Source organism: Brevundimonas vesicularis, assembly GCF_900445985.1.
Classification (GTDB): Bacteria; Pseudomonadota; Alphaproteobacteria; order Caulobacterales; family Caulobacteraceae; genus Brevundimonas; species Brevundimonas vesicularis_D.
Window position 1 is genome coordinate 190,939 of the sequence record NZ_UAQP01000014.1, and the last position, 26,741, is coordinate 217,679.

The 26,741-nt window shown below is 68.0% G+C and carries 29 protein-coding genes, 1 tRNA gene and 1 other RNA gene; 13 read left to right on the forward strand and 18 right to left on the reverse strand.

The annotated features are described in order from the left end of the window. The first annotated feature begins 3 nt into the window (after positions 1-3). Positions 4-77, forward strand: a tRNA-Gly gene (locus DT343_RS09995). 47 nt (positions 78-124) lie between these two features. Here DT343_RS09995 and DT343_RS10000 read toward each other — a convergent pair. The 4 genes from DT343_RS10000 to DT343_RS10015 form a co-directional block, all read right to left on the reverse strand. Further along, complete coding sequence (locus tag DT343_RS10000) at positions 125-1,087, reverse strand: TraB/GumN family protein (RefSeq protein ID WP_112862776.1); 963 nt, start codon at positions 1,085-1,087, stop codon at positions 125-127. 4 nt (positions 1,088-1,091) lie between these two features. Continuing rightward, positions 1,092-1,289: a helix-turn-helix transcriptional regulator gene (locus DT343_RS10005; protein WP_017505630.1), complete on the reverse strand. Its 198-nt coding sequence runs from the start codon at positions 1,287-1,289 to the stop codon at positions 1,092-1,094. A 3-nt stretch (positions 1,290-1,292) separates the two neighbouring features. Continuing rightward, a complete protein-coding gene (locus DT343_RS10010; protein WP_112862777.1) occupies positions 1,293-1,751 on the reverse strand; it encodes a hypothetical protein in 459 nt (152 codons plus the stop codon). Between the two features lie 85 nt (positions 1,752-1,836). Then, positions 1,837-3,054: a DNA recombination protein RmuC gene (locus DT343_RS10015; protein ID WP_112862778.1), complete on the reverse strand. Its 1,218-nt coding sequence runs from the start codon at positions 3,052-3,054 to the stop codon at positions 1,837-1,839. Between the two features lie 120 nt (positions 3,055-3,174). Between DT343_RS10015 and DT343_RS10020 the strand changes: the two genes are divergently transcribed. Continuing rightward, positions 3,175-3,537, forward strand: coding sequence for a hypothetical protein (locus DT343_RS10020; RefSeq protein WP_112862779.1), 363 nt, complete (start codon positions 3,175-3,177; stop codon positions 3,535-3,537). A 5-nt stretch (positions 3,538-3,542) separates the two neighbouring features. On the opposite strand, the gene recR is transcribed toward DT343_RS10020, so the two are convergent. Both recR and DT343_RS10030 read right to left on the reverse strand, forming a co-directional pair. Then, positions 3,543-4,145, reverse strand: a complete 603-nt coding sequence (recR, locus tag DT343_RS10025; protein WP_039244053.1) for a recombination mediator RecR — start codon at positions 4,143-4,145, stop codon at positions 3,543-3,545. Then, positions 4,145-4,474 (reverse strand): YbaB/EbfC family nucleoid-associated protein, encoded by a 330-nt coding sequence (locus DT343_RS10030; RefSeq protein WP_055754448.1) that lies wholly within the window; start codon positions 4,472-4,474, stop codon positions 4,145-4,147. Before DT343_RS10030 ends, recR begins: the two co-directional genes overlap by 1 nt. Before the next feature lie 157 nt (positions 4,475-4,631). On the opposite strand from DT343_RS10030, the gene DT343_RS10035 reads away from it, so the two are divergent. Next, positions 4,632-5,246, forward strand: a complete 615-nt coding sequence (locus DT343_RS10035) for a malonic semialdehyde reductase (RefSeq protein ID WP_112862780.1) — start codon at positions 4,632-4,634, stop codon at positions 5,244-5,246. Between the two features lie 73 nt (positions 5,247-5,319). Here DT343_RS10035 and DT343_RS10040 read toward each other — a convergent pair whose 3' ends face one another. After that, the gene (locus DT343_RS10040) at positions 5,320-6,054 is read right to left on the reverse strand and encodes a c-type cytochrome (RefSeq protein ID WP_112862781.1); all 735 of its coding nucleotides are present in this window, start codon (positions 6,052-6,054) and stop codon (positions 5,320-5,322) included. 142 nt (positions 6,055-6,196) lie between these two features. Between DT343_RS10040 and DT343_RS10045 the strand changes: the two genes are divergently transcribed. Continuing rightward, a complete protein-coding gene (locus tag DT343_RS10045; RefSeq protein WP_112862782.1) occupies positions 6,197-6,919 on the forward strand; it encodes a 3-deoxy-manno-octulosonate cytidylyltransferase in 723 nt (240 codons plus the stop codon). Here the strand turns inward: DT343_RS10045 and nudC are convergent. Next, positions 6,916-7,836, reverse strand: coding sequence for an NAD(+) diphosphatase (nudC, locus tag DT343_RS10050; protein ID WP_112862783.1), 921 nt, complete (start codon positions 7,834-7,836; stop codon positions 6,916-6,918). The two genes, DT343_RS10045 and nudC, sit on opposite strands and share 4 nt — an antisense overlap. Before the next feature lie 47 nt (positions 7,837-7,883). Here nudC and ffs point away from each other — a divergent pair. Together ffs and DT343_RS10060 are read left to right on the forward strand one after the other, a co-directional pair. Continuing rightward, positions 7,884-7,979, forward strand: an RNA gene (gene ffs / locus DT343_RS10055) — signal recognition particle sRNA small type. A gap of 365 nt (positions 7,980-8,344) precedes the next feature. Beyond that, the gene (locus DT343_RS10060) at positions 8,345-10,192 is read left to right on the forward strand and encodes a DNA polymerase III subunit gamma/tau (protein WP_112862784.1); all 1,848 of its coding nucleotides are present in this window, start codon (positions 8,345-8,347) and stop codon (positions 10,190-10,192) included. A 9-nt stretch (positions 10,193-10,201) separates the two neighbouring features. Here DT343_RS10060 and DT343_RS10065 read toward each other — a convergent pair whose 3' ends face one another. Both DT343_RS10065 and DT343_RS10070 read right to left on the reverse strand, forming a co-directional pair. Then, on the reverse strand, positions 10,202-10,756 hold the full coding sequence (locus tag DT343_RS10065) for an ActR/PrrA/RegA family redox response regulator transcription factor (protein ID WP_055754444.1): 555 nt from the start codon (positions 10,754-10,756) through the stop codon (positions 10,202-10,204). An 87-nt stretch (positions 10,757-10,843) separates the two neighbouring features. Further along, positions 10,844-12,298: an ActS/PrrB/RegB family redox-sensitive histidine kinase gene (locus tag DT343_RS10070; protein WP_258522553.1), complete on the reverse strand. Its 1,455-nt coding sequence runs from the start codon at positions 12,296-12,298 to the stop codon at positions 10,844-10,846. A 44-nt stretch (positions 12,299-12,342) separates the two neighbouring features. Here DT343_RS10070 and DT343_RS10075 point away from each other — a divergent pair, with 44 nt between their 5' ends. From DT343_RS10075 to DT343_RS10090, 4 genes are all read left to right on the forward strand, one after another. Continuing rightward, positions 12,343-12,966, forward strand: coding sequence for an SCO family protein (locus DT343_RS10075; protein WP_112862786.1), 624 nt, complete (start codon positions 12,343-12,345; stop codon positions 12,964-12,966). Between the two features lie 80 nt (positions 12,967-13,046). Then, complete coding sequence (locus DT343_RS10080) at positions 13,047-14,327, forward strand: polyhydroxyalkanoate depolymerase (RefSeq protein ID WP_112862787.1); 1,281 nt, start codon at positions 13,047-13,049, stop codon at positions 14,325-14,327. Then, positions 14,293-15,015 (forward strand): M48 family metallopeptidase, encoded by a 723-nt coding sequence (locus tag DT343_RS10085; protein ID WP_112862788.1) that lies wholly within the window; start codon positions 14,293-14,295, stop codon positions 15,013-15,015. Before DT343_RS10080 ends, DT343_RS10085 begins: the two co-directional genes overlap by 35 nt. A gap of 58 nt (positions 15,016-15,073) precedes the next feature. Next, positions 15,074-15,451: a lysozyme inhibitor LprI family protein gene (locus DT343_RS10090; protein WP_112862789.1), complete on the forward strand. Its 378-nt coding sequence runs from the start codon at positions 15,074-15,076 to the stop codon at positions 15,449-15,451. 71 nt (positions 15,452-15,522) lie between these two features. Here the strand turns inward: DT343_RS10090 and DT343_RS10095 are convergent, their stop codons facing one another. The 3 genes from DT343_RS10095 to DT343_RS10105 form a co-directional block, all read right to left on the reverse strand. Beyond that, complete coding sequence (locus DT343_RS10095) at positions 15,523-17,616, reverse strand: transglycosylase domain-containing protein (protein ID WP_112862790.1); 2,094 nt, start codon at positions 17,614-17,616, stop codon at positions 15,523-15,525. 106 nt (positions 17,617-17,722) lie between these two features. Then, on the reverse strand, positions 17,723-18,346 hold the full coding sequence (locus DT343_RS10100; RefSeq protein WP_112862791.1) for a class I SAM-dependent methyltransferase: 624 nt from the start codon (positions 18,344-18,346) through the stop codon (positions 17,723-17,725). 5 nt (positions 18,347-18,351) lie between these two features. Further along, positions 18,352-19,323: an alpha/beta fold hydrolase gene (locus tag DT343_RS10105; protein WP_112862792.1), complete on the reverse strand. Its 972-nt coding sequence runs from the start codon at positions 19,321-19,323 to the stop codon at positions 18,352-18,354. A gap of 392 nt (positions 19,324-19,715) precedes the next feature. Between DT343_RS10105 and ftsY the strand changes: the two genes are divergently transcribed. The 3 genes from ftsY to DT343_RS10120 all read left to right on the forward strand — a co-directional run bounded on the left by ftsY (position 19,716) and on the right by DT343_RS10120 (position 21,986). Next, entirely contained in the window at positions 19,716-20,651 is a 936-nt protein-coding gene (gene ftsY, locus DT343_RS10110; protein ID WP_112862793.1) for a signal recognition particle-docking protein FtsY, read from the forward strand. A gap of 1 nt (position 20,652) precedes the next feature. Then, positions 20,653-21,273 (forward strand): inner membrane-spanning protein YciB, encoded by a 621-nt coding sequence (locus DT343_RS10115; protein WP_112862794.1) that lies wholly within the window; start codon positions 20,653-20,655, stop codon positions 21,271-21,273. Positions 21,274-21,371: 98 nt separating this feature from the next. After that, a complete protein-coding gene (locus DT343_RS10120; protein ID WP_112862795.1) occupies positions 21,372-21,986 on the forward strand; it encodes a MarR family winged helix-turn-helix transcriptional regulator in 615 nt (204 codons plus the stop codon). On the opposite strand, the gene DT343_RS10125 is transcribed toward DT343_RS10120, so the two are convergent. The 5 genes from DT343_RS10125 to DT343_RS10145 form a co-directional block, all read right to left on the reverse strand. Then, positions 21,983-22,381, reverse strand: a complete 399-nt coding sequence (locus tag DT343_RS10125) for a phasin family protein (protein ID WP_082854193.1) — start codon at positions 22,379-22,381, stop codon at positions 21,983-21,985. The two genes, DT343_RS10120 and DT343_RS10125, sit on opposite strands and share 4 nt — an antisense overlap. 68 nt (positions 22,382-22,449) lie before the next feature. Next, entirely contained in the window at positions 22,450-23,268 is an 819-nt protein-coding gene (locus DT343_RS10130) for a creatininase family protein (protein WP_112862796.1), read from the reverse strand. Positions 23,269-23,315: 47 nt separating this feature from the next. Continuing rightward, the gene (locus tag DT343_RS10135; RefSeq protein WP_112862797.1) at positions 23,316-23,933 is read right to left on the reverse strand and encodes a TetR/AcrR family transcriptional regulator; all 618 of its coding nucleotides are present in this window, start codon (positions 23,931-23,933) and stop codon (positions 23,316-23,318) included. Beyond that, entirely contained in the window at positions 23,933-25,543 is a 1,611-nt protein-coding gene (locus DT343_RS10140) for a DHA2 family efflux MFS transporter permease subunit (protein WP_112862798.1), read from the reverse strand. The genes DT343_RS10135 and DT343_RS10140 overlap by 1 nt, the downstream gene beginning before the upstream one ends. Then, a complete protein-coding gene (locus DT343_RS10145) occupies positions 25,540-26,625 on the reverse strand; it encodes an HlyD family secretion protein (RefSeq protein ID WP_112862799.1) in 1,086 nt (361 codons plus the stop codon). The genes DT343_RS10140 and DT343_RS10145 overlap by 4 nt, the downstream gene beginning before the upstream one ends. Positions 26,626-26,741: the final 116 nt, after the last annotated feature.

Here is a 26,741-nt window from a genome sequence, read left to right on the forward strand (position 1 = left end):
ATCGCGGGCATGATGTAGTGGTAGCCTGAAAGCTTCCCAAGCTTTTCGTGCGGGTTCGATTCCCGCTGCCCGCTCCAGCCTCTCGGCGAAGGCGCGACGTCGCCGCCGCGCCTTCCTTCCGACCTCAGTTCGCCGCTTCGACCGTCACGCCGCGCTTTTGCAGGATGGCCTGGACGCTGTCGCCGCCGGTCAGGTGGGCGGCGCCGACGGCGATGAAGGCGGTGCCGGAGCCTTCGAGCATCGTCTGGATCTGGTTGGCCCAGTCGGTGTTCCGATCCACCAGAACGGACTGATAGAGGGCCGGCGAGGCCTCCTTCATCTCCGTGATCGTGACGCGGTCCAGCGTGGCGACGTCGCCCCGGGCCCAGGCCTCGACCATTTCATCCAGCTTGGTGGCGGCGTTCTCGTAGTCCTTCAGCGTCTCGCGCAGGAAGACCAGTTGCACGTCGTCGGGAAGGCCGGCCAGGATACCGATCTGTTTGTCGATGGTCTCGAAGCCGTGGATCGGCTTGCCCGCCGCCTCGGCGCGCGCCTTCAGCACCAGTTCGACGCCGGACTTGGGGTAGTAGCCGGCCTTGATCAGCGGCGCGACCGACAGGCTGAGCGCCGCCAGCCAGGGCTTCATCGGCTGAAGCTGGGCGGCCGAGGCGCCCATGGCTTGGGCTGCCGCATCCAGTTCGGCGTTTTCTTCCGCCGTCAGGCGGCTGGACAAGGGGGTCTCGGGCGACAGGCCGTGCTGCTGGATCAGCGGCATGATGGCGGCCTGGTCGTCGGGATTGCTGATCTCGAACCAGATGTCCGAGGCGCTGTCGAAGGCGGCCTCGACGCGGGGGCTGGCCCAGCCGGTCGTCGGGCGAAGCACGTGGACCGAGCCGAACAGATACAGGGTCGAATCCGCATCCTTGACCACCCACAGCGCTGGGCCTTCGCCCTGGATGGGCGCGGGCGCAGCAGGCGCGGCGGTCTGGGCCAGGGCGTCGGCCGGCGCGCCGGCGATGGCGGCGAACAGCGCCACGCCTCCGGCGACGCCGATCGCGCCCCGCAACAGGGTGGACACGGAGGATTTGAGATGAGTGGTCAAGGTCATGAGTTCACGCTTTGTCGTCTGAAAAGATGGATTCGATGGGTTGGCCGAAGACGCGGGCGATCTTGAAGGCCAGCGGCAGGGAGGGGTCGTAACGGCCGGTCTCCAGGGCGTTCACGGTCTGGCGCGATACGCCGAGCTGTTCGGCCAGCTGCGCCTGGCTCCAGTCGCGCTCGGCGCGCAGGACCTTGAGACGATTGTTCATGGCTCAGCCCCGCATCCGCGCCAGCCACCACCAGGCCCAGACGACGGTGTAGCCGATCAGCATGGGGGCGATCATCAAGGCGGCGCCGGCGGACATGTAGTCAATGGGCGAGCCGCCCGATCCGATCTCACGCGCGATGACCTCGCGCCACGGCCCCGCCGAGGACAGGATCAGGCCCACGCCGCTGACGCACATGCCCGCCGTTCCGCCCCAGTACCAGGCGGCCTTGTGCGCCTCACGCGCGGCTTCGTCGATGACCCGCATCCATTCGGCGCCGACCCACAGCGAGCCGGCCATAATGGTGGCGGCGAAGATGGCGGTGAAGATCATCTCCCCCATCTCCGAACCGATCCAGCCGGCGCGGGCGGCGTATCCCATCGCGATCCCGCCGACCAAGGCGAACACCAGTCCGCCGCCGAAGGTGATTGCAATCGCGCTGATTACCGGCCGCCACTTGCGCATGAGTCAACACCCCTTGTCCTATTGACAAGCTACATTGACATCACGGCGTCGGCGCTGTCAAGCGCCCTTTCCACAGAAAGAGGCCCTACTCCGCCTTGGCGGCGGCGATCAGTTCGGGACGGGCGATGGCGCGGGGTGCGGTTTCGACCGGCGTCAGATCCGGCAAGGCCTTGCCCTCATGGTCGACCTGCAGATCCTCGAACCGGCGTGCGGAGACCATGACCTGGCTCTCGAGCGAGCCGACGAACTGATTGTACTTGCCGACGGCCGTATCCAGCGCGCGTCCGACGGCGGAGGCATGGCCGCCCATGACCGACAGCCGCTTGTAGAGTTCGCGGCCCAGGGCGGCGACCTTGTCGGCGTTGGCCGCCTGTTCTTCCGCGCGCCAGCCATAGGCGACGGCCTTGCACAGGGCGAACAGGGTTGAGGGCGTGACGATGACGACGCGCGAGGCCATCGCCTGGGTCATCAGGTCCGGCTCATGGTCCAGAGCCGTGACCAGGAAGGCATCGCCGGGCACGAACAGGACGACGAAATCTGGGCTGGGTTTGAACTGGTCCTGATAGGCCTTGGACGACAGCTGGCGCACATGGGTCTTCAGGCTGGCGGCGGTGCGCAGACCGACGGAGCGGGCGCGCGCCTCCTCGTCGCCCTCCCCGTCGTCGAAGGCCAGCGGAACCTTGGCGTCGATCACGAACATGCCGCCGCCGGGCAGGCGGACGATGAAGTCAGGCCGGTTCTGGCGGCCCTCGTCGTCGGCGCTGGACGTCTGTTCGGTGAAGTCGAACCTTCCGGCCATGCCGGCGGCCTCCAGCACGTTGCGGCAGGTCTGTTCGCCCCAGCGGCCGCGACGGCCTGTATTGCCGCGCAGGGCTTCGGTCAGCTTGCGCGCCTCGTCGCGCGTGGCGGACGAGGCCGTCATCAGCTGGGCCAGCTGCTCGCGCAGGCCCCCGGTCTCTTCGGAGCGCGTCTTCTCCAGCGCGGCGACATGCTCCTGGAACTTGGTCAGGGTGTCGGCGACGGGTTTCAGCTGGGCGGCCATCCGCTCGCGCGCCAGCTGATCCTGGGCGCGGAAGGTCTCGGTCGCGCGACTGACCATTTGATCCGCCACGACCTGGGCCGACTGGGCGGCCTGGGCCTTGAGCAGTTCGCCCATCGTCACACGGCTTTCCTCGACCAGATCGATGCGCGCCTCGGCCGCAGCCAGCGCGCCGCTCGTCTTCTGCCAGCCCATATAGGCCCACAGAAAACCGCCCGCGAAGGCGGCGGCCAGGACAGCGAGGATCGGCACAAGCATGTTCATGCTCCGTTCCTAACGAGAGTCGCCTGCAAAGAGAAGCGGGGCCCTTCCGGCGCCGCTTGTCCGGAACGTCGCCGTTGCGATGACGTTGGTGTCTCAGCCATTTACACGAAGGACGCGCCCATGACCCCGGAAAAGCCCCACCGCCACGACACCGCCGCCGATGCGGTGCACGACGGCCGGCCGGTCGACGCCGAACTGGTGCGCAGCGGCCGCAAAAACCCGCGCATCGCCGTCATCCTGGCGGTTTCGACCCTCGCCGCCGCGGTGTTGCTGTTGGGACTGTGGTTCGTGACCAACGGCGCTTTCAACGCCAAGAACGCTGAGACGGGGCCGCAAGCCGCCGCCGCCGAGACCCAGGCGTTCGCGGGCGACAGCCAGACGCCGCCCGCCGCCGACGCGCCGACGGATTCGACGGGCCGCGCCGTCGCCACACCGACGGGCGAAGCGCCGAACGTCAACGCCCCGACGGCGCCTTCGAACTAACTCGGTCAGGCCGGGCGGCGGGCGCGAAGGGCCTGGACGATGGTGCCGTCGTCCAGCCAGTCCAACTCGCCGCCGACCGGCACCCCACGCGCCAGCGAGGTGATCTCCACATCCGGCCCGGCGATCCGTTCGGCGACATAGTGGGCGGTCGTCTGCCCATCGACCGTGGCCGGCAAGGCCAGAACGACCTCGCGCACGCCCCCGCCCCTGACGCGCCCGACCAGTTCGGTGATCCGCAGATGCTCGGGCCCGACACCGTCGAGAGCGGACAGCAGTCCGCCCAGCACATGATATTTTCCGCGAAAGGCGCCGGATCGCTCCATCGCCCACAGGGCGCCGGCCTCCTCGACCACGCAGATCAGGCCATTGTCACGCGATCCATCCGAACAGATGGCGCAGGGGTCGCGCGTATCCGGCGCGCCGCAAACCGAGCACGACACAACCTTCTCGGCCGTCTCGGCCAGCGACGCCGCCAGCGGGACCAGCAACTGCTCGCGCCGCTTCAACAGCGCCAGCGCCGCACGCCGCGCCGAGCGCGGACCCAGGCCCGGCAGTTTGGCGAGAAGGGAGATCAGCCGTTCGATCTCCGGCCCGGCGGAGGCGGCCATCAGAACAGTTTCGGCATTCCGGGAATGTTCATCCCGGCCATGGGCCCTGCGGCCTCGCGCATCAGGGCGTTGTTCTGCTCATCCAGCTTGCGCTTGGCGTCGGCATGGGCGGCGACGATCAGATCGGCCAGGATCTCGCCCTCGCCAGGCGTCAGCAGACTGTCGTCGATCTTGATGGCCGTGATCTCGCCAGGGCCCTTGAGGGACACCGAGACGAGGCCGCCGCCGGAAGAACCCTCGGCTGTGGTTTCGGCCATCTTGGCCTGGGCGTCCTGCAGCTTTTGCTGCATCGCCTGGGCCTGCTGCATCAGTTGGGTCAGATCTTTCATGCCCTCTAGATAGGGCGAACAATGCCCGGGCGACAGAGGGCATGTGCTCGGTGCGCGATATCAAAACCCAGCCTTTCGGGATTGGCGCTTGCGGCTGTTGCGAAACGTCCTAATTAGCACCCGTCTTCGTTGCTATTTAAGTCAAGAACGCAACCCCATGGCCTATGACGCTAATCATCAACGCGACGTCCCGCTGTCGGACGCCGCCCTGTCGCAACTGTTTACCGAGGCGCGTACGCGCAATGGCTGGACTGATCGCCCCGTCGCGCCGGAACTGCTGCGCAAGCTGTATGACCTGACCAAGTTCGGGCCCACGGCGGTCAACGGATCGCCGGCCCGCTTCGTCTTCATCACCTCGCCCGAGGCCAAGGCCCGCCTGATCCCACTGATGAGCGAAGGCAATCGCGACAAGACGCAGCAGGCCCCGGTGACGGTGATCGTCGGTCAGGACATGGACTTCCACGACCATCTCGACGCCCTGTTTCCCCACGCGCCGGGCGCCAAGGCCTGGTTCGCAGACGAGGCCGGCCGGCGCGAGACCGCCTTCCGCAACGCCTCGCTGCAGGGCGGCTACCTCACCATCGCCGCCCGGGCCCTGGGCCTGGATGTCGGCCCGATGTCCGGCTTCGACGCCGCCGGCGTGAAGACCGAGTTCTTCCCCGACAGCAATGTCGAGCCGAACTATATCCTCAACCTCGGTTATGGCTCGGACGAAAACCTGTTTCCACGCTCGCCGCGCCTGTCGTTCGACGAGGCCGCGCAGATCCTCTGAGCCGAGCGCTCAGCCCGAAACGAAGAAGGGCGGCCCGTCGGGGCCGCCCTTTTGTCGTTCGTCGCCGTGGCGATCAGTGGTTCGGCGGCGCAGACGCCGTCGCGGCGGGCGGGGCCGCCGGAGTCGACTGAGACGCGGCGGGGGCGCCGGCGGCCGGGGTGGTGCCGGTCGCCTCGGTCGCCGCGCCGCCTTCGGTCACCGGGGCCTCGCCCGTGGCAGGCGCCCCGGCGGCCGGCGCGGCCGCGCCAGGTTGACGGGTGGGATCCGGCGCCGGGATGGCGAAGCCGCCGGAGCCCTGAGTGCGCAACCAGGCGATCAGATTGATGCGCGTCTGGGTGTCGCGGATGCCGGCGAAGGACATCTTGGTGCCGGGCACATATTTGGCCGGGGCCGTGATGAAGCTGTTGATCTGGTCATAGCCCCAGGTCGGTGCCTCGGCCTTGTGCTTGGCCATGGCGTCGGAATAGGCGAAGCCCGGACGGTGCATGACCGGCCCGCCGACCACGCCCCACAGGTTCGGACCGATCTTGTCGGCGCCGCCCTGATGCGCGTCATGGCAGGCTTGGCAGCGGGCGAAGGCGGCCTCGCCGGCGGCCAGATCGGCGGTCGGCAGCACCGTGCCCCAGTCGGGCGCCAATTCAGCGGCTTCATCGCCGGCGGCCTCTTCCGGCGCATCGACGAAATAGCCCATCTTTTCGGGGGCTTCCGAATGATAGACGAGGCCCGAGGCCTGCTGGACGACCAGGATGACGAACGCCGTCCCCAGAGCCGCGCCGAAAATCTTGTTCCACTTAAGATCGCCGCTCATACGCCTGGTCGTTTCCCTCTGCCGGCCGGGCCCCTCGAAAACACGCCCCGGACATAATCTTGCTTTGGCGTCTCTGGCACGGTAGCGCCGCCTTCGCAACCGGCCCAACGCGCTACGGGCCAGACAGGCGTGAGGGAAGTCGATGAATCCGTTGATAATGATACCGGCTCGCATGGCCGCGACCCGTCTGCCGAACAAGCCGCTGGCCCTGATCGGCGACACGCCGATGATCGTGCGCGCCTACCGCCAGGCCGAGGCCTCGGGCCTGCCGGTCGTGGTCGCCGCCGGAGATCCCGAGATCGTCGAGGCGGTGGAAGCCGCAGGCGGCCGCGCCGTCCTGACCGACCCGGCCCTGCCGTCGGGCTCGGACCGCATTCGCGCCGCCGTGGACGCCATCGACCCCGAGGGCGATTTCGACGCCGTCATCAACGTTCAGGGCGACATGCCCTTCGCCAGCCCCGGTCTGGCCGTCGCCTGCGCCGCCATTCTGCACGGCGAGGCGACCTGCGACATCGCCACCCTGGTCGCCGCCGAGGCTGACGGGTCGGACCGGACCAATCCCGACGTGGTCAAGGCGGTGCTCGCCCTGGGCGAAGGCGAACGCCAGGCGCGCGCCCTCTATTTCACGCGCTCGACCCTGTACGGCGACGCCCCCGTCTGGCGCCACATCGGCGTCTATGGCTATCGCCGTGAGGCCCTGAACCGCTTCTGCGCCGCGCCGCCGTCGCCGCTGGAAAAACGCGAGAAGCTGGAACAGCTGCGCGCCCTGGAAATGGGCATGCAGATCTGGGCCGCCGTCATCGACGAAGCCCCCCTGTCCGTCGACAATCCCGCCGACCTGGAGGCGGCGCGGGCGCTGGCCTAGACATCGTCGACCCAGGCCTTGATCAGGTTGTGGGCGATGGCGAAGGGCGGCGGGGCCTGAATGCTGGGGTGCTCGCCCGCCAGCACGGCCCGCGCCTCGGCCCGCGTCAGCCAGGCGACCGCTTCCAGCTCGGTCTGGTCCGGTTGCGCCTTATCGTCCGACACCTCCGCGATCAGGCCGATCATCAGTTGCGACGGAAAGGGCCAGGGTTGGCTGGAGTGATAGGCCGTGGCGATCACGGTCAGGCCGGCCTCTTCCTTCACCTCGCGGGCGCAGGCCTCCTCGATGGATTCGCCCGGTTCCAGGAACCCGGCCAGGGCCGACATTCGTCCGGCAGGCCAGGCCGCCTGACGGCCCAGCAGGCAGATGGGCTCCGCCCCGCCCTTATAGACCGGCAGCATGATTGTGACCGGATCGACGCGCGGGAAATGCTCGGTCCCGCAGGCCCGGCAGATCCGCTTCCAGCCGCCCGACGCCGTCTCGCTCAGCGTGCCGCAGTTGGCGCAGAAGCCGTGTTTGCGTCGCCAGTCGAACAGGCTCTTGGCCCCGCCCGCGATCGCCGCATCCGCCGCCGGCAGGATCGCCGCCGCCGCGCGCATCTCTTGAAAGGCGCCCAGCCCGGCCAGCGGTCCGTCGGTCGGATCAATGGAGCCTTCGAACTCGATAGCGAAGACGGGTTCGTCGTTCCACAGGCCCAGAAACGCCTCGCGATCGCGCACCAGGGTGCGCGCATGGCGCATCTGCAGCCAAGCCAGCCTCGGCCCCTCGCCCGTCTCCTCGATCAGCGGCCGCCCCTCCCAGAGCGCCAAGGCCTGGGCGTAGGGCTTGGCGGCCTGCTCGGCCAGCCAGTCGGGATCATTCCTCAGGTCCCCGGCTCGATCGAGCGGATTGCCGGCGAAGGTGTTGTGATGGGCCATGCGGGTTTGTAGCTCTTGATTCCAACCGCCGCACCCGTCATATCCCCAATCGGAGATCGCGGGCGAAGGCTTCGCCAATCTGGTCAGGGCCGGAAGGCAGCAGCCACAACGAATTCCCCTTCGGGTCGCGGTCTCTACTTCCTCTTTTTGTGCGCTACCGCTCGCCGCACGGCGGCTCGCTGCTTGAGCGGGTTGTTGCGCTAACGCTCGCGACGCGGTCGCGCGCTGCTTGAGCGCGTTTGGTGCGCTAACGCCACTTTCCTTTCGTCATTCCGGGCGTAGGGCCTCTTGGCCCGAAGACCCGGAACCCAGCGGCGCGCGTGAGCGCGAACCTGTCGCGCACTCCGCTTTCGAACATATGGAGCGGAGAGATTTCGCCTTCGGCGCCGCTGGGTTCCGGGTCTCCGCTTCGCTGCGCCCGGAATGACGAAAGAGAAGATGAACCTGCGCGTGAACCGACGCTGGAATCGCTTCTTCCCGTCCACTACCCGCTGTAAGACTTCCTCCCATGACGGACAGCGACACGAATCTCGACGGCCCGCCCTGGGAAGAGGACGACGTCGCCCCGCGCGACGAGAACACCGACGACATGTTCGGCGCGCCTGCCGCAGCGCCCGAGCCGGCCGGTGCGCCCGCTGCCGCCCCCGTCGCCAAGCCCGCCCCCGCCGAAGTCGCGGCTCACGTCGATGACGGCGCCGCCTATCAGGTGCTGGCGCGCAAATACCGGCCACGCACCTTCGAGGATCTGATCGGTCAGGAGGCGATGGTGCGCACGCTGACCAACGCTTTCGCCACGGGCCGCATCGCCCACGCCTTCATGCTGACGGGCGTGCGCGGCGTCGGCAAGACGACCACCGCCCGACTGTTGGCCCGCGCCCTGAACAACGAAACCGACGTCATCGACAAGCCGTCGCTGACCCTGACCGCCCACGGCCGGCACGACGCCGCCATCATGGCCGGCCAGCACATGGATGTGATGGAGATGGACGCGGCGTCGCACACCGGCGTCAACGACATCCGCGACATTCTGGAAAGCGTCCGCTATGCGCCCGTCGAGGCGCGCTACAAGGTCTATGTGCTGGACGAGGTCCACATGCTGTCGACGCAGGCGTTCAACGCCCTGCTGAAGACGCTGGAAGAGCCGCCCCCCCACGCCAAATTCATCTTCGCCACCACCGAGATCCGCAAGGTGCCGGTGACGATCCTGAGCCGCTGTCAGCGCTTCGACCTGCGTCGGGTCGAGCCGGAAATCCTGGTCGAGCATCTGGGCCGGATCGCCGACCGCGAAGGCATGAAGATCGAGAACGACGCCCTAGCCCTGATCTCGCGCGCGGCCGAGGGGTCGGTGCGCGACGGTCTCTCGCTGCTGGACCAGGCCCTGGTCCAGGCCGAGCGGGGCGAGACGGTCAAGACCGAGACGGTGCGCGACATGCTGGGTCTGGCCGACCGGACCCAGACCATCGCCCTGTTCGAAAGCGTCATGGCGGGTCGCACGCCCGAGGCGCTGGAGAGTTTCCGCACCCTCTACGGCTTCGGCGCCGATCCGGTGCAGGTGACCAACGACCTGTTGGAACATTGCCACGCCGCCTCGGTCGCCAAGATGCTGGGTCCGAACGCGACCCGCCTGCCCAACGATCAGGCGCAGAAGCTGGCGGCGCTGGGCGCGGCCATTCCGGCGGCGACCCTGTCGCGCACCTGGCAGATGCTGCTGAAGGCGCTGGACGAGGTGCGGCGCGCGCCCAATCCGGCCGATGCGGTGGAGATGGCCATCGTGCGCCTGGCCTATGCCGCCGATCTGCCCGGACCGGAGGAGGCGCTGAAGCGGCTGCAGTCCGGTGAACCGATGGGGGGCGGCTCGGCCCCGCGTGGTGGCGGTGGTGGAGGCGGCGGCGGAATTTCGGCGCAGCTGGCCGCGCGGCCGGTGATGGCCCCCGCCCTGCCCGATCCGCAGACCTTCGAACAGGTCGTCGCCCTGATCGGCGAGAAGCGCGAGGTCGGACTTCAGATGGATGTGGAGCGGTATGTGAAGCCGGTCTCGTTCAAGCCCGGCGCCATCGTCTATGAAAGCGTCCAGGGCGCGCCCATCGAACTGGCGCGCAAGCTATCGGCCCGCCTGCGCGAATGGACTGGTCGCACCTGGCTGATCGCCGCCAACGGCCAGGGCGGGGCCGAGACGGTCATCGAGGTCCAGAAAAAGGCTCGCGCCGCCGAACGCGCCGAGGTCGAGGCCAATCCCTTCGTCCAGGCGGTGCTTCAGGCCTTCCCCGGCGCCAAGCTGGGCGAGATCAAGACCATCGCCCCGACCGTGGTCACCCCGGAAATCCCCGACGTGGTCGAGGACGACGACGAGGATTGAGGGTTCGGCCTATCGCGGCGCGCGCTTGGCCAGGATGCGTTGCAGGGTGCGGCGGTGCATGCCCAGGCGGCGCGCGGTCTCCGAGACATTGTGGTCGCATAGCTCATAGACGCGCTGGATATGCTCCCAGCGGACGCGGTCGGCGCTCATCGGGTTTTCGGGCGGTTCGGGCGAATCGCCGGTCGCCAGCAGAGCCTTGACCACATCGTCGGCATCGGCCGGCTTGGACAGATAGTCGACAGCGCCGGCCTTGACCGCCGCGACCGCCGTGGCGATGGCGCCGTAGCCGGTCACCATGACGATGCGGGCGTCCTCGCGCTTTTCGCGCACCGCTTCGACGATCTTCAGGCCGTTGCCGTCCTCAAGCCGCATGTCCAGCACGGCGAAGGCCGGGGCCTTGTCACGCAACAGTTGCATCGCCTCGGCGACGGATTCAGCGGTCGTCACCTGAAAGCCGCGCGCCTCCAACGCCCGCCCCATCCGGGTGCGCAGGGCCTGGTCATCATCCAGCAGCAGCAGGGACTTGTCGGGCAGGGCGGCGATGCGGGCTTCGAGTTCTGACATGCGTTTCTCTCCTGCCGCTTCAAGTCGGGACGGGTAGCGCGCGGGTCAAGGCCAAGGTTCCGCCTGCGACGCTTCGACCCAATCGCCTCATGCCGCGACCTCCAGCGCCGGCCGCGCCCAGCGCACCGCCACGCGCGCGCCGCGGGGCGCCGCCTTGGCCTCCGATTGCGGCAGCCCCTGCCCCACGCTGACCGAGCCTCCGGTTCGTTCCAAAAGGGTGCGGGCGATGAAGAAGCCCAGCCCCATGCCGCCTTGGCTGGGGGCGATGGGCGGCTCGACAGTTGCGCGAGGCTTGGAGGGTCTGGCGGCGGCGGCGATCTGGGCGGCCAGGGCCTGGCGCGCCTTGCCCTGCGGCCGACTGGTCACATAGGGCTCGCCCAGCCGGGGCAGGATGTCCCCCGCAAAGCCCGGCCCATCGTCCAGAATCTCGATCTCGATCCAGCCGGCGTCCACCACCGCCTGGACCCGCACCGTCGTCTTGGCGAAATCGGCGGCGTTCTCGACCAGGGTGGACAGGCCGTGGATCACCTCGGGCATCCGGCGCACGCGCGGCGCGGGCTGACCCGGCGGCGTCTTGACCAGCACATCGAAGGCTAGGTCGAAGCCCCGGTGGGGCTCCACCACCTCTTCCAGCAGGGCCTTCAGCGAGACGTCGGCATACAGGGCGTCGTCGCCCTCGGGCTGCTGCGACAACTGGGTCAGGATGCCCCGGCACCGTTCGGCCTGTTGCAGGATCAGGGCCGCATCCTCGGCCGCGTCGCTGTCTGGGGCGGAGGCGCGCTGAAGCTCCTTGGCCACCACCTGAATGGTCGCCAGCGGCGTGCCCAGTTCGTGCGCCGCCGCCGCCGCCAGGCCGCCCAGCGCCGCCAGCCTCTGTTCGCGTTGCAGCACGTCCTGGGTGGTCGCCAGGGCCAGCTCCAGCTTCTCCGCATCGGCCGCCACCCGCCAGGCGTAGCCGGCGGTGAAGACCACGCCGGTCACCAGGGCCATGGCCATGCCGAGGCGATACAGGGTCGGCAGGTGGAAGTTCTCGTGCGGTCGCCACGGCAGGGGTTCGGACCAGAAGAACAGCACCCCCACCGCGATCAGGGCCAGCACGCCCAGCATCAGGGCCTGACGCGCCGGCAGGGCCGCCGCCGCGATGGTGACGGGCGCGACCAGCAGCAGACAGAACGGGTTCTCCAGCCCGCCGGTCAGGGCCAGCAGCACGCCCAGCTGGAAGATGTCGAAGCCCAGATGGATCGCCGTCGTGCGCCCGTCGGGCAGGCTAGCCTCCAGCCGGCGCACCCGCGCCATGGCCCCCACATTCACCGCCGCGCTGATGGCGATGACGATCAGGCACGGCCAGAGCGGCAGCGGAAAATGAAGCCCCTGATGCGCCGTCAGGATCGCGGCGCTCTGGCCGATAATCGTCAGCCAGCGCAGAACGATCAGGGTCCGCAGCGAAAACCCCCGACCGCGACGCGGCGCATCGCTCCAGCCGTTCAACGGCTCCGAAGAGGATACGCCGTGCGGCGCCATGCGGGCTTCTGTCGAGGTCACACGCCTTCTATAGACCGATCACATCCGTTTCGTGAGAGGCCGTCATGCCGCGTCGTTCCATCCTGCTGTTCGCGGGCGCCTGCATCGCCATCGCCGTGGCGCTGGCCATCATCACGGTCGTGGTGGTCAGCGGCAGGGCGCCGACGTCGGACGGCGCCGAGGTGACGTCGACCGGCCAGCCCCTGGTCGGCGGCGACTTCAAACTGGTCAATCAGGATGGACAACCCGTCGATCAGACGATGCTGAATGGCAAATGGAGCCTGGTCTTCTTCGGCTTCACCTACTGCCCCGAGTTCTGCCCGACCACCCTAGCCGAGCTGGGCGGGGTGCAGCAGCGGCTGGGCGACAAGGCGGACAATCTGCAGATCGTCTTCGTCAGCGTCGATCCCGAACGCGACACGCCCCAGGCGCTGAAGGACTATCTGTCATCCGACGGCTTTCCCAAGGGGACTATCGGCCTGACGGGCACGCCCGAACAGGTGGCCACCGCCGCCAAGGCCTACCGCGCCTTCTATCAGAAGGTCGGCGAGGGCGAGGGCTATACGATGAACCACTCCCTGACCGTTTATCTGATGGGCCCGGACGGCAAGTTCCGCACGGCCGTCGCCTATGGAATGGGACCGGACAAGACGACCAGGATCATCGAACAGGCGATGGCGCGGGGTTAGCGGCGACCCCATAATCCTTTTGCAGGGTGATGCATTATATGTTGCCCTGCACAAACGGCGCTCGGCCGTATCGGATCGTCATGCTCTACGCCTTTCATGAACTCGCCTACCAGTCGGCCCTGCCGTTCCGGGTCGGCGCGCAACTGGCCCGCAGCTTCTGGACCTCGCCGTTCAACCCGGCGGCCGACACCGCCATCGGCCGCACCGCCTACGCCTCGGCAGAACTGTTCGAGAGCGTGACGCGGCGCTACGGCAAGCCGGCCTGGAAGCTGGAAACCATCGACATCGGCGGCAAGCCGGTGCGCACCACCGAACAGGTGATCTGGCAGAGCCCGTGGTGCCGCCTGGTCCGCTTCGCCCGCAACATCGGCGACCTGAAGCGCGCCAAGAAGCCCGCCTCCGGCCCGGCCGTCCTGATCGTGGCCCCGCTGTCGGGCCACTACGCCACCCTGCTGCGCGGCACGGTCGAGGCCTTCCTTCAGGACCACGACGTCTATGTCACCGACTGGGTCAACGCCCGCCAGGTGCCGATGCTGGAAGGGCGGTTCGACTTCTTCGACTACATCGACCACGTCCGGCTGATGCTGGCCGAGATCGGCGGCCGCGCCCACGTCGTCGGCGTGTGCCAGCCCGGCCCGCCCGTTCTGGCCGCCGGCGCGGTGATGGCCGAGGACGAGGACGAAAACCGTCCCCTGTCGATGACCTTCATGGGGTCGCCCATCGACGCGCGCCTGTCGCCGACCGTCACCAACCAGCTGGCTGAGGAAAAGCCGTTCACCTGGTTCAAGTCGAACATGATCCACACGGTGCCCCTGCCCTATGCGGGCTTCGGGCGGCGCGTCTATCCGGGCTTCGTCCAGCTCTACAGCTTCATGTCGATGAACGAGGATCGCCACCGCGACGCTCACTGGAACTATTTCAACAGCCTGATCGCCGGGGACGGCGATGGGGTGGAGAAGCACGAGGAATTCTACGACGAATATCTGTCGGTGCTGGACCTCACCGAAGAGTTCTACCTCCAGACCATCGACATCGTCTTCCAGCAGCACCTGCTGGCGCGGGGCCTTTTGGAACATCGCGGGCGCAAGGTCGATCTGTCCAAGATCACCGACATCGGCCTGATGACCGTCGAGGGCGAGAAGGACGACATCTCGGGCGTTGGCCAGACCCAGGCCGCGCACGGCCTGTGCCCCAACATTCCCGAGGATCGCCGCGTCCTCTACGTCCAGCCGGGCGTGGGCCATTACGGCGTGTTCAACGGCCGGCGATTCCGTGACGAGATCTATCCCCGCGTGCGCGATTTCATCGCCCAGAACGAGGCCGCCGGTGGCGTACCGCAACGGTCAGCGGCTGCCGCTTGACGAAAGCGGGGGCGGCGCCGGTCCCGTCCTCAGACTTTCGGTCAATCCGCGTGCCCGCCGCCTATCGGTGCGGATCGATGCGCGCGCCGGCGAGGCCGTGGTCATCGCCCCGACCGAGCGCGGCCTGAGCCAGGCCGTCGCCTTCGCCCGATCCAAGGCCGTCTGGATCAGCGAACGCCTGGCCGTCCGCCCCAAGAGCCGCCCGCTGGAACCGGGCCAGGTCATTTCCCTGCGCGGCAGGCCTGTGCGGCTTGAGGCCGTGCCCGGCGCGAGCGCCGCACGCCTGGTCGAGGACGGGACCATCATCCGCTCGGGCGGCGAGGGCGAGGCCTACGCCCGCCGGGTCGAAAACCTGCTGAAGCGCGAGGCGCGCGAGACGCTTCTGGAACGCACCGACCACCATCTGCGAGCGCTGGGCCAAGGCCCGGTCAAGATGGGCATCGCCGACACCCGGTCGCGCTGGGGCTCGTGCAGCCCGCACAACCGCACCATCCGCTACTCCTGGCGCGTCATCATGGCCCCGCCCCCCGTCATCGACTACCTCGCCGCCCACGAGGTCGCCCACCTGGTCCACGCCGACCACAGCCCGGCCTACTGGTCCGTGGTCGAACGGCTGGTCGGGGATCACAAGCCTTGGCGCAAATGGCTGAAGGATTACGGCGCCGCGCTGCACGCCGTGGGGCGGTAGGCGGAAACCCCGGCGGCCGGGCGCGTTTCAACATGGCCCGTCCACTCAGGAACGTCCTATGAAAACGATGATCACCCTGTCGATCGCGCTCGGCCTCGCCGCTGCCGCCGCCTCGTCCGCCAGCGCCCAGTCGCAGGCCACGATGAACGCCAACGCCGCCCAGGAACTTCAGAGCGCCGACCGCGCGCTGAACAGCCAGTACACGACGACGATGGGACGGCTGTCGCCCGCCAGCCGCACCCTGCTGCGCACCGCCCAACGCACCTGGATCAGCTTCCGCGACCAGCAATGCCGGTTCGAGGCCTCCGGCGTTCAGGGCGGTTCCGCCTATCCGATGGTGCATTCGACCTGCCTCGCGCGGCTGACGACGGAGCGGACACGCCAGTTGCGGACCCTCAGCCAATGCCAGGAAGGCGACCTGTCCTGCCCCCGCTGACCCAGGCCTGAAATGCAGAGGGAGGCGACCGAAGGGTCGCCTCCCTTTTTTACGTGCCGTTGGCGTCGTCCTCAGAAGAACAGGGCGTCGCCCTTGCGCTCCGGCGCGGGGCGGCCCTCAGGCTGCTGCGGGTTCGGCGCATCGCGATAGCCGCCCTTGGGCGTCGCGGACCCCATCGGCTGCGGCGACGGCTGCTGGACAGGCGGCTGCTCATCCGGGACGTAAGGATCGCCGGCCAGCGGATCGACGGGTTCGATGGGCAGGCCGTTCTGGTTCAGGCCGCTCATCAGGTCGCCGACGGGATCGGGCGCCATCCAGCCCTCCGGCATGGGCGGACCGTTGGGAATGGCGGGGGCGTCCAGGCGCGGCAAGGCCGCCTCCATGAAGCCTTTCCAGATGGCGGCCGGCGACGAGCCGCCGGTCACGCCGCGCATGGCGGTGTTGTCGTCCTTGCCCACCCAGACGGCGGTGACGAAGCCGCCGGTATAGCCGACGAACCAGGCGTCCTTGTAATCCGAGGTCGTGCCGGTCTTGCCCGCCAGGTCGCGTCCCGAGATCGCGGCCGACCGCCCCGAGCCGCTGGTCACCACGCCCCGCAGCATCTGGTTCATGTAGTACAGCGACGGATTGTTGATCGCCTGACCGCTCTGGCCAGACTGGCGCTGATAGATGACGCGGCCCTGGGGCGTGCGGATGCGGCTGATGCCATAGGCGTCGACGCGGCGCCCGCCGTTGGCGAAGGCGTCATAGGCGGTGGCCATCTCGATCGGCGAGACCTCGACCGCGCCCAGCGCCATCGCCGGCTCCAGACCGATGCGGCTTTCGATGCCCAGACGCCGCGCGGCGCGGGCCACGCTGTCGCGCCCGACCTGATCGGCGACATAGGCCGCCACTGTATTGGTCGACTGGGCCACGGCCTGGGCCAGGGTCATGTTTCCGCTGAAGGTCCCGGAATAGTTGCGGGGCGACCAGTTGCCGATGGTGATCGGCTGATCGACCACCGGGGTCTGGGGCGTATAGCCGGCCTCGACCGCCGCCAGATAGACGAAGGGCTTGAAGGCCGAACCCGCCTGGCGCTTGGCGTCGACGGCGCGGTTGAACTGGCTGTCGGCATAGGAGGAGCCGCCGATCATGGCCCGCACCCGGCCGTCGCCGTCCAGGGCGACCAGGGCCGCCTGCTGCACGCCCTTGCCGGCGTCACGATCCAGGATACGGCGCACCGACCGCTCGGCCGCCGTCTGCAGCGTCAGGTCCAGGGTGGTCTCGACCACCATGTCCTCGGTCGGTTCGCCAACCAGGCTGCGGATCGACTTGTCCAGCCAGTCGATGAAATACTGGGCGTGCTGGGTCGCCAGCGTCCGCGAGACGATGACCGGCTGGGTCACGGCCTGTTCACGCTGGGCGGCGGTGATGACGCCGGCCTCTTCCATCTCGTTCAGCACGACGGTGGCGCGGGCGGCGGCGCGTTCGCTCTCGGACACCGGCGAATAGCGCGAGGGCGCCTTCAGCAGGCCCGCCAGCAGCGCGGCCTCGCCGACCGTCAGGTTCTTGGCCGACTTGTCGAAATAGCGTTGCGACGCCGCCTCGATCCCATAGGCGCCGGCGCCGAAATAGACCCGGTTCAGATAAAGGGCCAAAATCTCCTTCTTGGAGAATTTCATCTCCAGCCAGACGGCCAGCATCAGTTCCTGCACCTTGCGGCGCATGTTCTGGTCGGGCGTCAGGAACAGGTTCTTGGCCAGCTGCTGCGTCAGGGTCGAGCCCCCCTGCACCACCCGACCGGCGCGGACGTTGGTCGCCATCGCCCGCATCATGCCGATGGGGTCGAAGCCGGGGTGGCGATAGAAGCGCCGGTCCTCGATGGCGATGAAGGCGGCCGGCACATAGTCCGGCAGCGCGTCCAGATCGGCGGGCGGCGCCATCTGGGTGCCCCGCGTCGCGATCAACGCCCCATTGCGATCCAGATAGGTGATCGAGGGCTGGCGATCGACCTGGTACAGGCTGGAGGTGTCCGGCAGGCCGCGCGCGAAGACGGCGAAGAAGACGACCAGGAAGATCAGCCCCCAGACCGCCAGCACCGCGCTCCAATAGAACAACCGTCCCAGGGCCGACCGGCGGGGCTTGCCCTCCGCCTGTGGTCCGCCCGCATTCACCGGTCCCGCCATGTCCGTCCTTCAGATGCCGCGCTGGGCGAGTTCTCGTTCATCGGCTGTGTATCGCGTATGAACGCCCGCCGAAACGGTCCCGCCGACTTCACGGGATCGTGAGCAGCTATTTCGCCGAAAGAAAGGCGCGCCGGGCCAGCCACACGCCGCTTTCCGCCCCGTCGTATTCGACGCGCAATCCGGCGTCGGCCAGCAGGGCGCGATAGGCCTCTGGATCAAGACTGGCGTGATAGAGCGGCTCGCCCCGCCACTGTCCGATGGTCTCGCCGTACGCCTGGCCCGAGGTGAACATCAGCCGCCCGCCCTCGGCGACGCACGCGGCCAGCTTCGGCAGCACCTTTTTCTGATCGTCGGGGCTGAGATGAAACAGGCTGTGCCAGGCCAGAACGCCGTCGAACGGACCAAGCGGCAGGGACTCACGCATATCTCCAACCGACCAGACCCCCGCCGGCAGCGTCGCCTGCGCATGGGCGATCAGGCCCGGCGACGCATCCACGCCGATCACCTGAAGCCCGCGCTCCAGCAGGGCGGCTCCGATGGGCCAACCCGAACCGCAGCCGACATCGAGTATCGTCGCTCCTGCTGGCAAGCCCGCGGCGAAGCGATCCAGCCAGACCGCTTCGTCCACCCCGCCGTCGCCGGAATACAGGGTCGCGCCCCGATCCCGGACCCAGTCGTCGGCCTTGTCTCGGTAAAGGCCGACGATCCGTTTCGCGAACGGGTGGGTCACGGCGCCTATTTCGCCAGGAAGGCGTCCAGGTCGGCGTAGAAGGCCTGGGGCTGGTCGAACATGATGAAGTGGGCGCTGTCGTCGATCCGCTTCAGCTGGGCGTCCTTCAGATTGGCGAACGACATCCGATAGATGCTGTCGGTGATCTGGGGCGTCATGCGCGGATCGTTGAACTTGACGTACAGCACCTCGGTCGGGGCGGTGATCTTGGACAGTTCGGGACGCAGGTCCGTCGTGATCAGCTCGCGGAAGGCGGCGGCCGAGACCTTCTGGTCGCTTTCGCGCATGTCTTCCAACGCCTCGGCGCGGCGGCTTTCGGTGTTGATCATGCCGTTGATGCTGGTGGTGGCCTGGGCGACATAGGCCTCGCGCGGGCTGTTGGCCTGGGCGGCCCAGATCTGGTCCGCGACCGGCGTCACGCTTTCTGCCGAGGCGCCCGGCGCGGCGAACATCGCGCCCATGAAAGGCACCATGTCCACGACCATCAGCTTGCCGACCGCATCGGGATGGCGCGCGGCCAGCATCATGCCGATGGTCCCGCCCATCGAATGGCCGACGACGACCGGCTTGGTCAGCCCCTTTTCACGGATATAGCGGGCGATCTCTTCGGCGACCGGCGCGGCGACCGGCGACGGGGTCGCGCCCTGCGCATTGCCCTCGGCCGGCGCGCCGGCGAAGCCCTGGACATGTATGCGATGTACGCGCCAGCCGGCGCCTAGATGATCCACCGTCCCTTGCCAGACCTCTGGCGACGAGCTGAGTCCGGGGATCAGGATGATGTCACGCCCGCCGGCGTCGCCGTCGACGCGGACGTGGATGCGGTCGGACTGAAAGTCGGCGTGCTGGTGGCCATGAGCGTGACCCGTGTCGGCATGGGCGCCGTGCCCGTCCTGCGCGAAGGCCGCTGGAGCCACAGCGATAAAGGCGGCGGCCGCTGCGGCGCCGACGGCGCGGTTCAGAATGGATGCGATGGTCATGATCAAACTCCCCTTTGACGCCCGCTTATGCCGCATCAACTTTGATATGTAAAGTTCTCTGACATTCCAGACGCAGATAGCAGTCCGTCCAGCCAGCGCAAAACTCCGTCGTGCGGTCAACCTATTCAACGTCTTCCAGCCATTGTGAGACCTTCTGCCGTCCCCGCCTGCAGTCGCGGTATAATGTGGGGTTTTCGACTGATGTCATCGGCATTGGACCAATTAGACGAATTAGACTCGTTTTTATGGAGCGTCTCATTCCCCACTTCGCCGGCCCGACTTCAGACGAATTAGACGAATTAGACGGTGTTTTTGTCGCCGACCGTCTGAACGGCCGGACAGCGTTCGCGAATGCGGATGACGTCGGCCTTCGCCCCCGCTAAAGCCACTGCATGAACGATACGCCGAAAAAGGGCTGGTTCCAGCGCCTGTCCGCTGGGCTCTCGCGCTCCTCCAAACAGATGACCGATCAGGTCGTCGCCACCTTCGTCAAGGAGCCTCTGTCCGAGGCGTCGCTGGAGCAGCTGGAAGAGCATCTTCTGGAGAGCGATCTCGGCCCTGCCGCCTCGGCCCGGATCGTCGAACGCTTTCGCGGCCTGAAGTTCGGCAAGGACGCGCCCGAGCGCGAGGTCAAGGAGGCCCTGGCCGAGGCGGTCGCCGCCGAACTGTCGCCGCGCCAGGCGACCTTCGACCCCCTGTCCGGCCCCAAACCCTATGTCGTCCTGTTCGTCGGAGTGAACGGGTCGGGCAAGACCACGACCCTGGGCAAGATCGCCGCCGATCTGACGGGCAAGGGCTCCAAGGTGATGATCGTCGCCGGCGACACCTTCCGCGCCGCCGCGCGCGAACAGCTGAAGGTCTGGGCCGAGCGCGCGGGCGCCGACTTCGAGAGCCGTCGCGACGGCGCCGATGCCGCGGGCCTGGCCTTCGACGCCTATACCAAGGCGCGGGCCGAAGGCTACGACGTCGTCCTGATCGACACCGCCGGCCGGCTTCAGAACAAGTCCGCCCTGATGGACGAGCTGCTCAAGATCGTCCGCGTGCTGAAGAAGGTCGATCCCGAGGCGCCGCATGACACTCTGCTGGTGCTGGACGCCACCGTCGGCCGCAACGCCTTGGCTCAGGAACAGATCTTCGGCCGCACCGCCTTCGTGACCGGCGTGGTCATGACCAAGCTGGACGGCACCGCGCGCGGCGGCGTGCTGGTGCCGGTGGCCCAGGCGTCCGACGCCCCCCTGATGCTGATCGGCGTCGGCGAAGGGGTCGAGGATTTGCAACCGTTCGACGCCCGTGCCTTCTCCCGCTCGCTGGTGGGACTGGAAGACTGACATGACCGAGACGCCGAAAAAGGCTTCCAACATCCGCCAGGCCGTCGATTTCGGCGCGCTTGTGGCCTTCATGGCCGCCTATGCAATCAACCGGTTCGCGCGCGGTCTGGATGGGCAAGAAGCCCTGGTCCAGGCGACCTGGGTCCTGGTCGGCGCCTCGCTGATCGCCCTTATCATCGGCTATGTGGTCGAGCGTCGTCTGGCGCCCCTGCCGCTGCTGACCGGCGGCTTCGCGCTGATCTTCGGCGTGCTGACCATCGTCTTCCACGATCCGAACCTGTTGAAGATCAAGCTGTCGATCCAGAACGGCCTGCTGGCGGTCGTGCTGCTGGGGTCGCTGCCGCTGAACCGCTATCCGTTCAAATATCTGCTGGGCGAGGCGATCCGCATCACCGACGCGGGCTGGCGCGGGCTGACCCTGCGCTACGGCCTGTATTTCGCGGCCGTCTGCATAATCAACGAGATCGTCTGGCGCACCCAGTCCGACGACACATGGGTCGCCTTCCGCGGCGGCCTGTGGATCGCCTCGGCCGTATTTGGCGTCTGGCAGGTCTTCTTCATCATGAAGCACCTAATCAAGGACGACGAGCCGACGCCCGTCTCGCCCGACACGGGGCTCTAGGGCGCAAGCGGAACTGTCACGGAACCGACGCGCTTTCCCCGTCAAATCGTAAAGCAGAGCTGATACGTGTTCGGACGAAACTTCAGGGGAGCGGCGCGATGGTGAAGGCGGGAAAAGCGGCAAGGAAGGTCGGGCCCCTGGCCACCTCGCCCAGCCACCTGATGCACCGCGCCCTGCAACTGGCGCTCGATATCTATGCCGAGGAGACCGGCGCCGACGGCCTGACCCAGCGCCAGTTCGCGGTGCTGGAGGCGGTGTCGCTCAAGGCCGGCCTGACCCAGACCGAACTGGTCCGCATGACCGGCATCGACCGCTCGACTTTGGCCGATCTGGTCACGCGCATGACCAGCAAGGGCTTGCTGGAGCGGGAACGCTCGACTCTGGACGCGCGCGCCAAGGCGGTGCGTCTGTCGGCTGAGGGCGCCGCCCGTCTGGAGGCCGCGCGGCCGCTGGTCGAGGCCGCCGACAAGCGGATCATGGCCCTGCTGCCCAAGGGGCAGCGCGAGACCTTCCTCAATCAGCTGGCCGATCTGGCCGCCGCCGCCGACGCCGCTCCCGACGCCGCCAAGGCCGAGGCCAAAGCCGCCAAAAAGGCGCTGAAGGCGGCCGAGAAGGAAGCCCGGAAGGCCGAGAAGGCCGCCAAAAAGGCCGACCGTCCGGCCAAGCCCGCAAAGATCAAGAAGCCAAAGTTGAAGCTGGTGGAGCCGGCCTAGCGCGTCTTGCGCAGCCGTTTGGCGTTGGCGGTCGCCGTCTTGTGGATCGGGGCCAGCGCCTCGGCCTGGGCCTTCAGCAGTTCGCCGTTCAGGGTCATGGCCTGGGCCGCCGCCCGGCTCCACCAGCCCATGGCATAGCTGAACTGGGCCTCGGCCGCCTTGGCCGGGGTGCGGGCCTGGGCCACAGCCGCCGCCGCTCGCAGGGCATGGGCGCCCTCGTCCATCGCCACACGCCCCAGCCGCTGACCGATGGCCCCGGCGCTGGCGGCCATGGCGTCGGCAGAGGCGGACATCGCCTCGGTCTTCTCGGAGCTCATCAGCGACAGCTCCTTGAAGTCCTGCCCCTTGGCGCTGGTCAGGCCCTGCGCCATCAGGCCGGTGCGGGCCGCGATCACCTCGGCCGACGCGGCCAGAATCTCGGCGCCGACGACGGCCGCGTTGGCGGCTGTGGGGGTTTTGCGGGTCAGTTAGGACCTCCAGGTTGGGTCTCTGCGGCGAAGGCCGCGACGTCGCTCAACAGGGCGGGGACCGCCGCGTCGATGATCTGCTGGCCCTTCTCGGGGCTGGCCTGGGCCGGGTCCGAGCCGATCCGGCCGTCGGGGAAGCGGGCGCGATAGTCCAGGGCATCGCGGATCGGCCCGTTTGGCGCGATCTGCGGGCTGTAGTCGGCGGTCTTGATCCGCTCGGGATAGGCGGCCTGCGTCACCGCGATCTCGGACGGGGTGGCGTGCATGCCGTGGCCGGTCGGGAACAGGCGGTTGCACAGGCCATTGACGCCGGGCAGGTCCCACCAGTTCTTCAGCTTCAGGATGAAGGGCGGCTGAGCATATTCGCTCCCTACCGGACGACGCGCGGCGTCGCCCTGCTTGAGGGCGCCGAAGCTCCACTCGGCGTAGATTTCCGAGATCGTCGCCTCGATGGTTGCGACGTTCCCGCCGTGCCCGTTCAGGAAGTAAATCCGCTCGAACCCGTGACGGCTCAGTGACGACACCCAGTCCGTGATCGCGGCCATGAAGGTCGAGGGGCGCAAGCTGATGGTGCCGGCGAAGGCCAGGTGATGCTGGGCCATGCCGATGTTGAAGGTCGGGGCCACAATCAGGTTGGCGTCGGTCTTCTCGGCCGCGTGGGCGATGATCTCGGGGCACAGCCAGTCGGTGCCCAGAAGCCCCGTCGGTCCATGCTGCTCGTTGGAGCCGATGGGCACGATCACCGTCCTGGACAGCGGACCGCCGTCGTTCAGTCGCGCATCGATTTCGGGCCAGGAGGACAGGTGGATCAGCATGAAGGCGGTCTCAAGCGACAGGTTGGAGCGACTGTAGCGCGCCGGGCTCAGGAAGTCTTGGCGGCCGTGGCGGGCGGATGGGCGGCCATGAAGATGCGGGCGGCCTCTTTGGCGCGGCCTGCGCGTTTGTCGGCCTCCAGCTGCGGCACGTCCAGCATGGCGCGCAGGTGGCCGTGGCCGAGCACAAGGCCGGCGAACATCTCGGCCGCCTCTTCCGGATCGGCGACATTCAACCGGCCCAACCGCGTCTGTTCGGCCAGCCAGGCGCCCAGTTCGCGCAGGCTGCGACGCGGGCCGGCCTCATAGATGGCGTGGGCGATCTCGGGCGCCTCGACCGAGACCAGGGCGACCCCGCGCATCGAGCCGACCTTGTCGGCGCTGCACACCCGGTTCAGCAGGGTCAGGGCCAAGGTCTCCAGCACCGTCTGCGGATCGCCGGCGCCGCGCAGGGGGGCGACGATGTCCTCGACCCGCTTGGACGCCAGGGCCTGGGCGATCTCCAGCTTGGAGGCGAAGCGGTTATAGACCGTCTGTTTGGAGACGCCGGCCAGTTTGGCGATCTCGTCCATCTTGGCCTGCAGCCCCTTGTCGGCGAACAGGGTCGCGGCGGCGTCCAGGATCGCCTCGCTCTTTCGTTCGTCGACCTGTCCGCGACGGCGCGCCATCAGTGGACGTCCGAGGGCGGGGCGCCGACCTGGGCCTTCACCGGCTGGGCGGCCAGGGTGACGAAGGCTGCGCCTGCACACAGGATGGCCAGCAGGGCGAAGGCGTCGCCGAACGCCATCGTCGTCGCCTGCTTCTGCAACATCCCATAGATGGCCTTCATCGCCGAGGCGGCCGGGTCGATGGAGCCGGCGAACCGCTGGGCCATGCCGGCCATCATGTTGCGCATCGCCTGATCCCCCTGACCGATGGCGCTGGTCAGTTCGCTCATGTGCAGGGCGGTGTTGGACGTCAGGCTGGTGTTCAGGATCGCCAGGCCGAAGGCGCCGCCGACGTTGCGCGACAGGTTCACCAGCCCCGAGGCGTTCTTGACCATGTGCGGCGGCAGGGTCGCCATCGTCACCTGCTGGGAAGCGATCATGGCCAGCATCACGCCGACGCCGCGGAAGGCCTGGACCGAGGCGAAGTTCCAGAAGCCCCAGTCGTCGGTGACGACGCGCGCCTCCCACATGCCCCAGGCGCACAGCATGAAGCCGCCGAACATCAGCACCCGCGCATCCAGCTTGCGCACCAGTCGTCCAGCGAAGGGGCCGGTGGCGAACATGGCCAGACCCGATACGACCATGGTGGTGCCGACCTCGGACGACGAATAGCCGAGCACGCGGCCCAGGAAGAGTGGCAGAAGGAAGGTGCCTCCGAACAGGGCGAACCCGACGATGAAGGTCATGATGAACCCGACCAGGAAGTTGCGATTGCCGAATGCGCGCAACTCCACGATCGGCTGGCGATAGGTCAGGGACCGCCAGATGAAGATCGGTCCGGCGACCGCCGCCACGACGGTCAGCAACAGGATGTGGGTGTCGTCGAACCAGTCGTTCTTGGCGCCCTCTTCCAGCACGAACTGCATCGACATCAGAAAGGCGGCCATCAGGCCCAGGCCCCACCAGTCGAAGCCCTTGGCCAGCGACGGGTCGCCCTTGTCGAAGTTGCCGTACCGCCCGACCAGGAACAGCACCAGCAGGCCCGGCCCCACGTTGATGAAGAACAGCCAGCGCCAGCTCAGCCACTCCGTCAGGTGCCCGCCCAGCGTGGGTCCGACGGTCGGCGCCAGGGTGACGATCAGCCCCATGACCACGCTGGCGGTGACGCGCTTGTCGGGTGGGAAGGCGGTGAAGGCGACGGCGAAGACGGTCGGGATCATGGCCCCGCCCACGAAGCCTTGGATGGCCCGGAACAGGATCATCATGTCGATCGACGACGACAGGCCCGTGGCGACGCTCATTAGCACAAAGCCGGCGCAGGAGACCAGAAACAGCCGCTGCGTCCCCCACAGCCGCGACAGGAAACCCGACAGCGGGATCATCACCACCTCGGGGATCAGATAGGCGGTCTGGATCCAGCTGATCTCGTCGGCCGAGGCGCCGACGCCCGCCTGGATCTGGGGCAGGGAGGCGGCGACGATCTGGATGTCCAGAATGGCCATGAACTGGCCGACCACCATGCCGGCGAAGCCCAGCAGCAGCATGGTCCAGTTGATCTCGGGATGGCCGGCGACGGGACCCTTTTGCGCGACAGGGGCCCCGCCATCCGCGGCGGGGTTGGCGGCGGTCACTGGCCTGCGGCTCCCGTCGTCGTGGCAGCTTCGGCGAAGCTCTGGCCGCCCTCGCTCTTCAAGTCGATCTTGACGTCCACCGACAGGCCGGGACGCAGGGCCAGGCTGCGGTCTGCGCCGCTGACGACGATGCGGACGGGCACGCGCTGGGTGATCTTGGTGAAGTTGCCCGTGGCGTTCTCGACCGGGATCAGGGCGAACTCCGACCCAGTGGCGGGGGCGAAGCTGTCGACGCGGCCCTCGATCTTGCGGCCGGGGAAGGCGTCGGCGGAAATCTCGACGGTCTGGCCCAGGCGCACCTTGTCCAGCTGCGTCTCCTTGAAGTTGGCGACGATGTAGGTGTTGGTCAGGGGCACGACCGACAGCAGTTGCGTGCCGGCGTTGACGTATTGGCCGGGCCGCACGCTGCGGGCGCCGACGACGCCGGCGACCGGAGCGCGGATGACGGTGCGCTCCAGCGCGATGCGAGCCTGATCGACGACGGCGCGGGCCTGTTCGACGGCGGCGACGCTCTGCTGACGGGTCGAGCCCAGCACGCCGGCGGTGCGTTGTTCGGCGACCAGGGCGGCCTGGGCCTGCTGGACGCTGGCGGCGGCGGTGGCGGCCGAGGCGCGCTCGGTCTGGATGCGCTGTTGCGAAACCCAGCCCTGTTCGGCCAGCTTGCCGTAACGATCGACCTCGGCGCGGGCCAGACCGGCCTGGGCGTTGGCCTGGGCGACGGAGGCGGCTCGGGCGGCGATGGTGGCCTGTTCCTGCTCGGCCTGGGCGTCGACATGGCCGACAGCGGCGATGGCGGCGGCCAAATTGGCCTCGGCCTGTGCCAGTTGGGCCTTCTGGTCGGAATCGTCCAACTTGACCAAGATCTGGCCCGCCGCGACCCGCTGGTTGTCGCCCACCAGAACCTCGGTGACCCGGCCGGACAGTTGCGGGCTGACCAGGGTGGTGTCCGCCTGGACGAAGGCATTGTCGGTGCTTTCCCAACGCTGGCCGTTCACCCACCAGACGATGCCGCCCACGATCAGGGCCAGGCCGACGAGGGCGGCCGCGAACAGCGGCAGGCGTTTCTTGAGTTCAGGCGACATGGAAAATCCGGGGGAGGTGCGGCGTTTTGAAGCGGCGCTAAAATGGACCCCGCCGTCCAAAAATCAATAGGCGATCGGGACGGCGCCGATCACGACCGGTTTTCGTGTATGTCCTG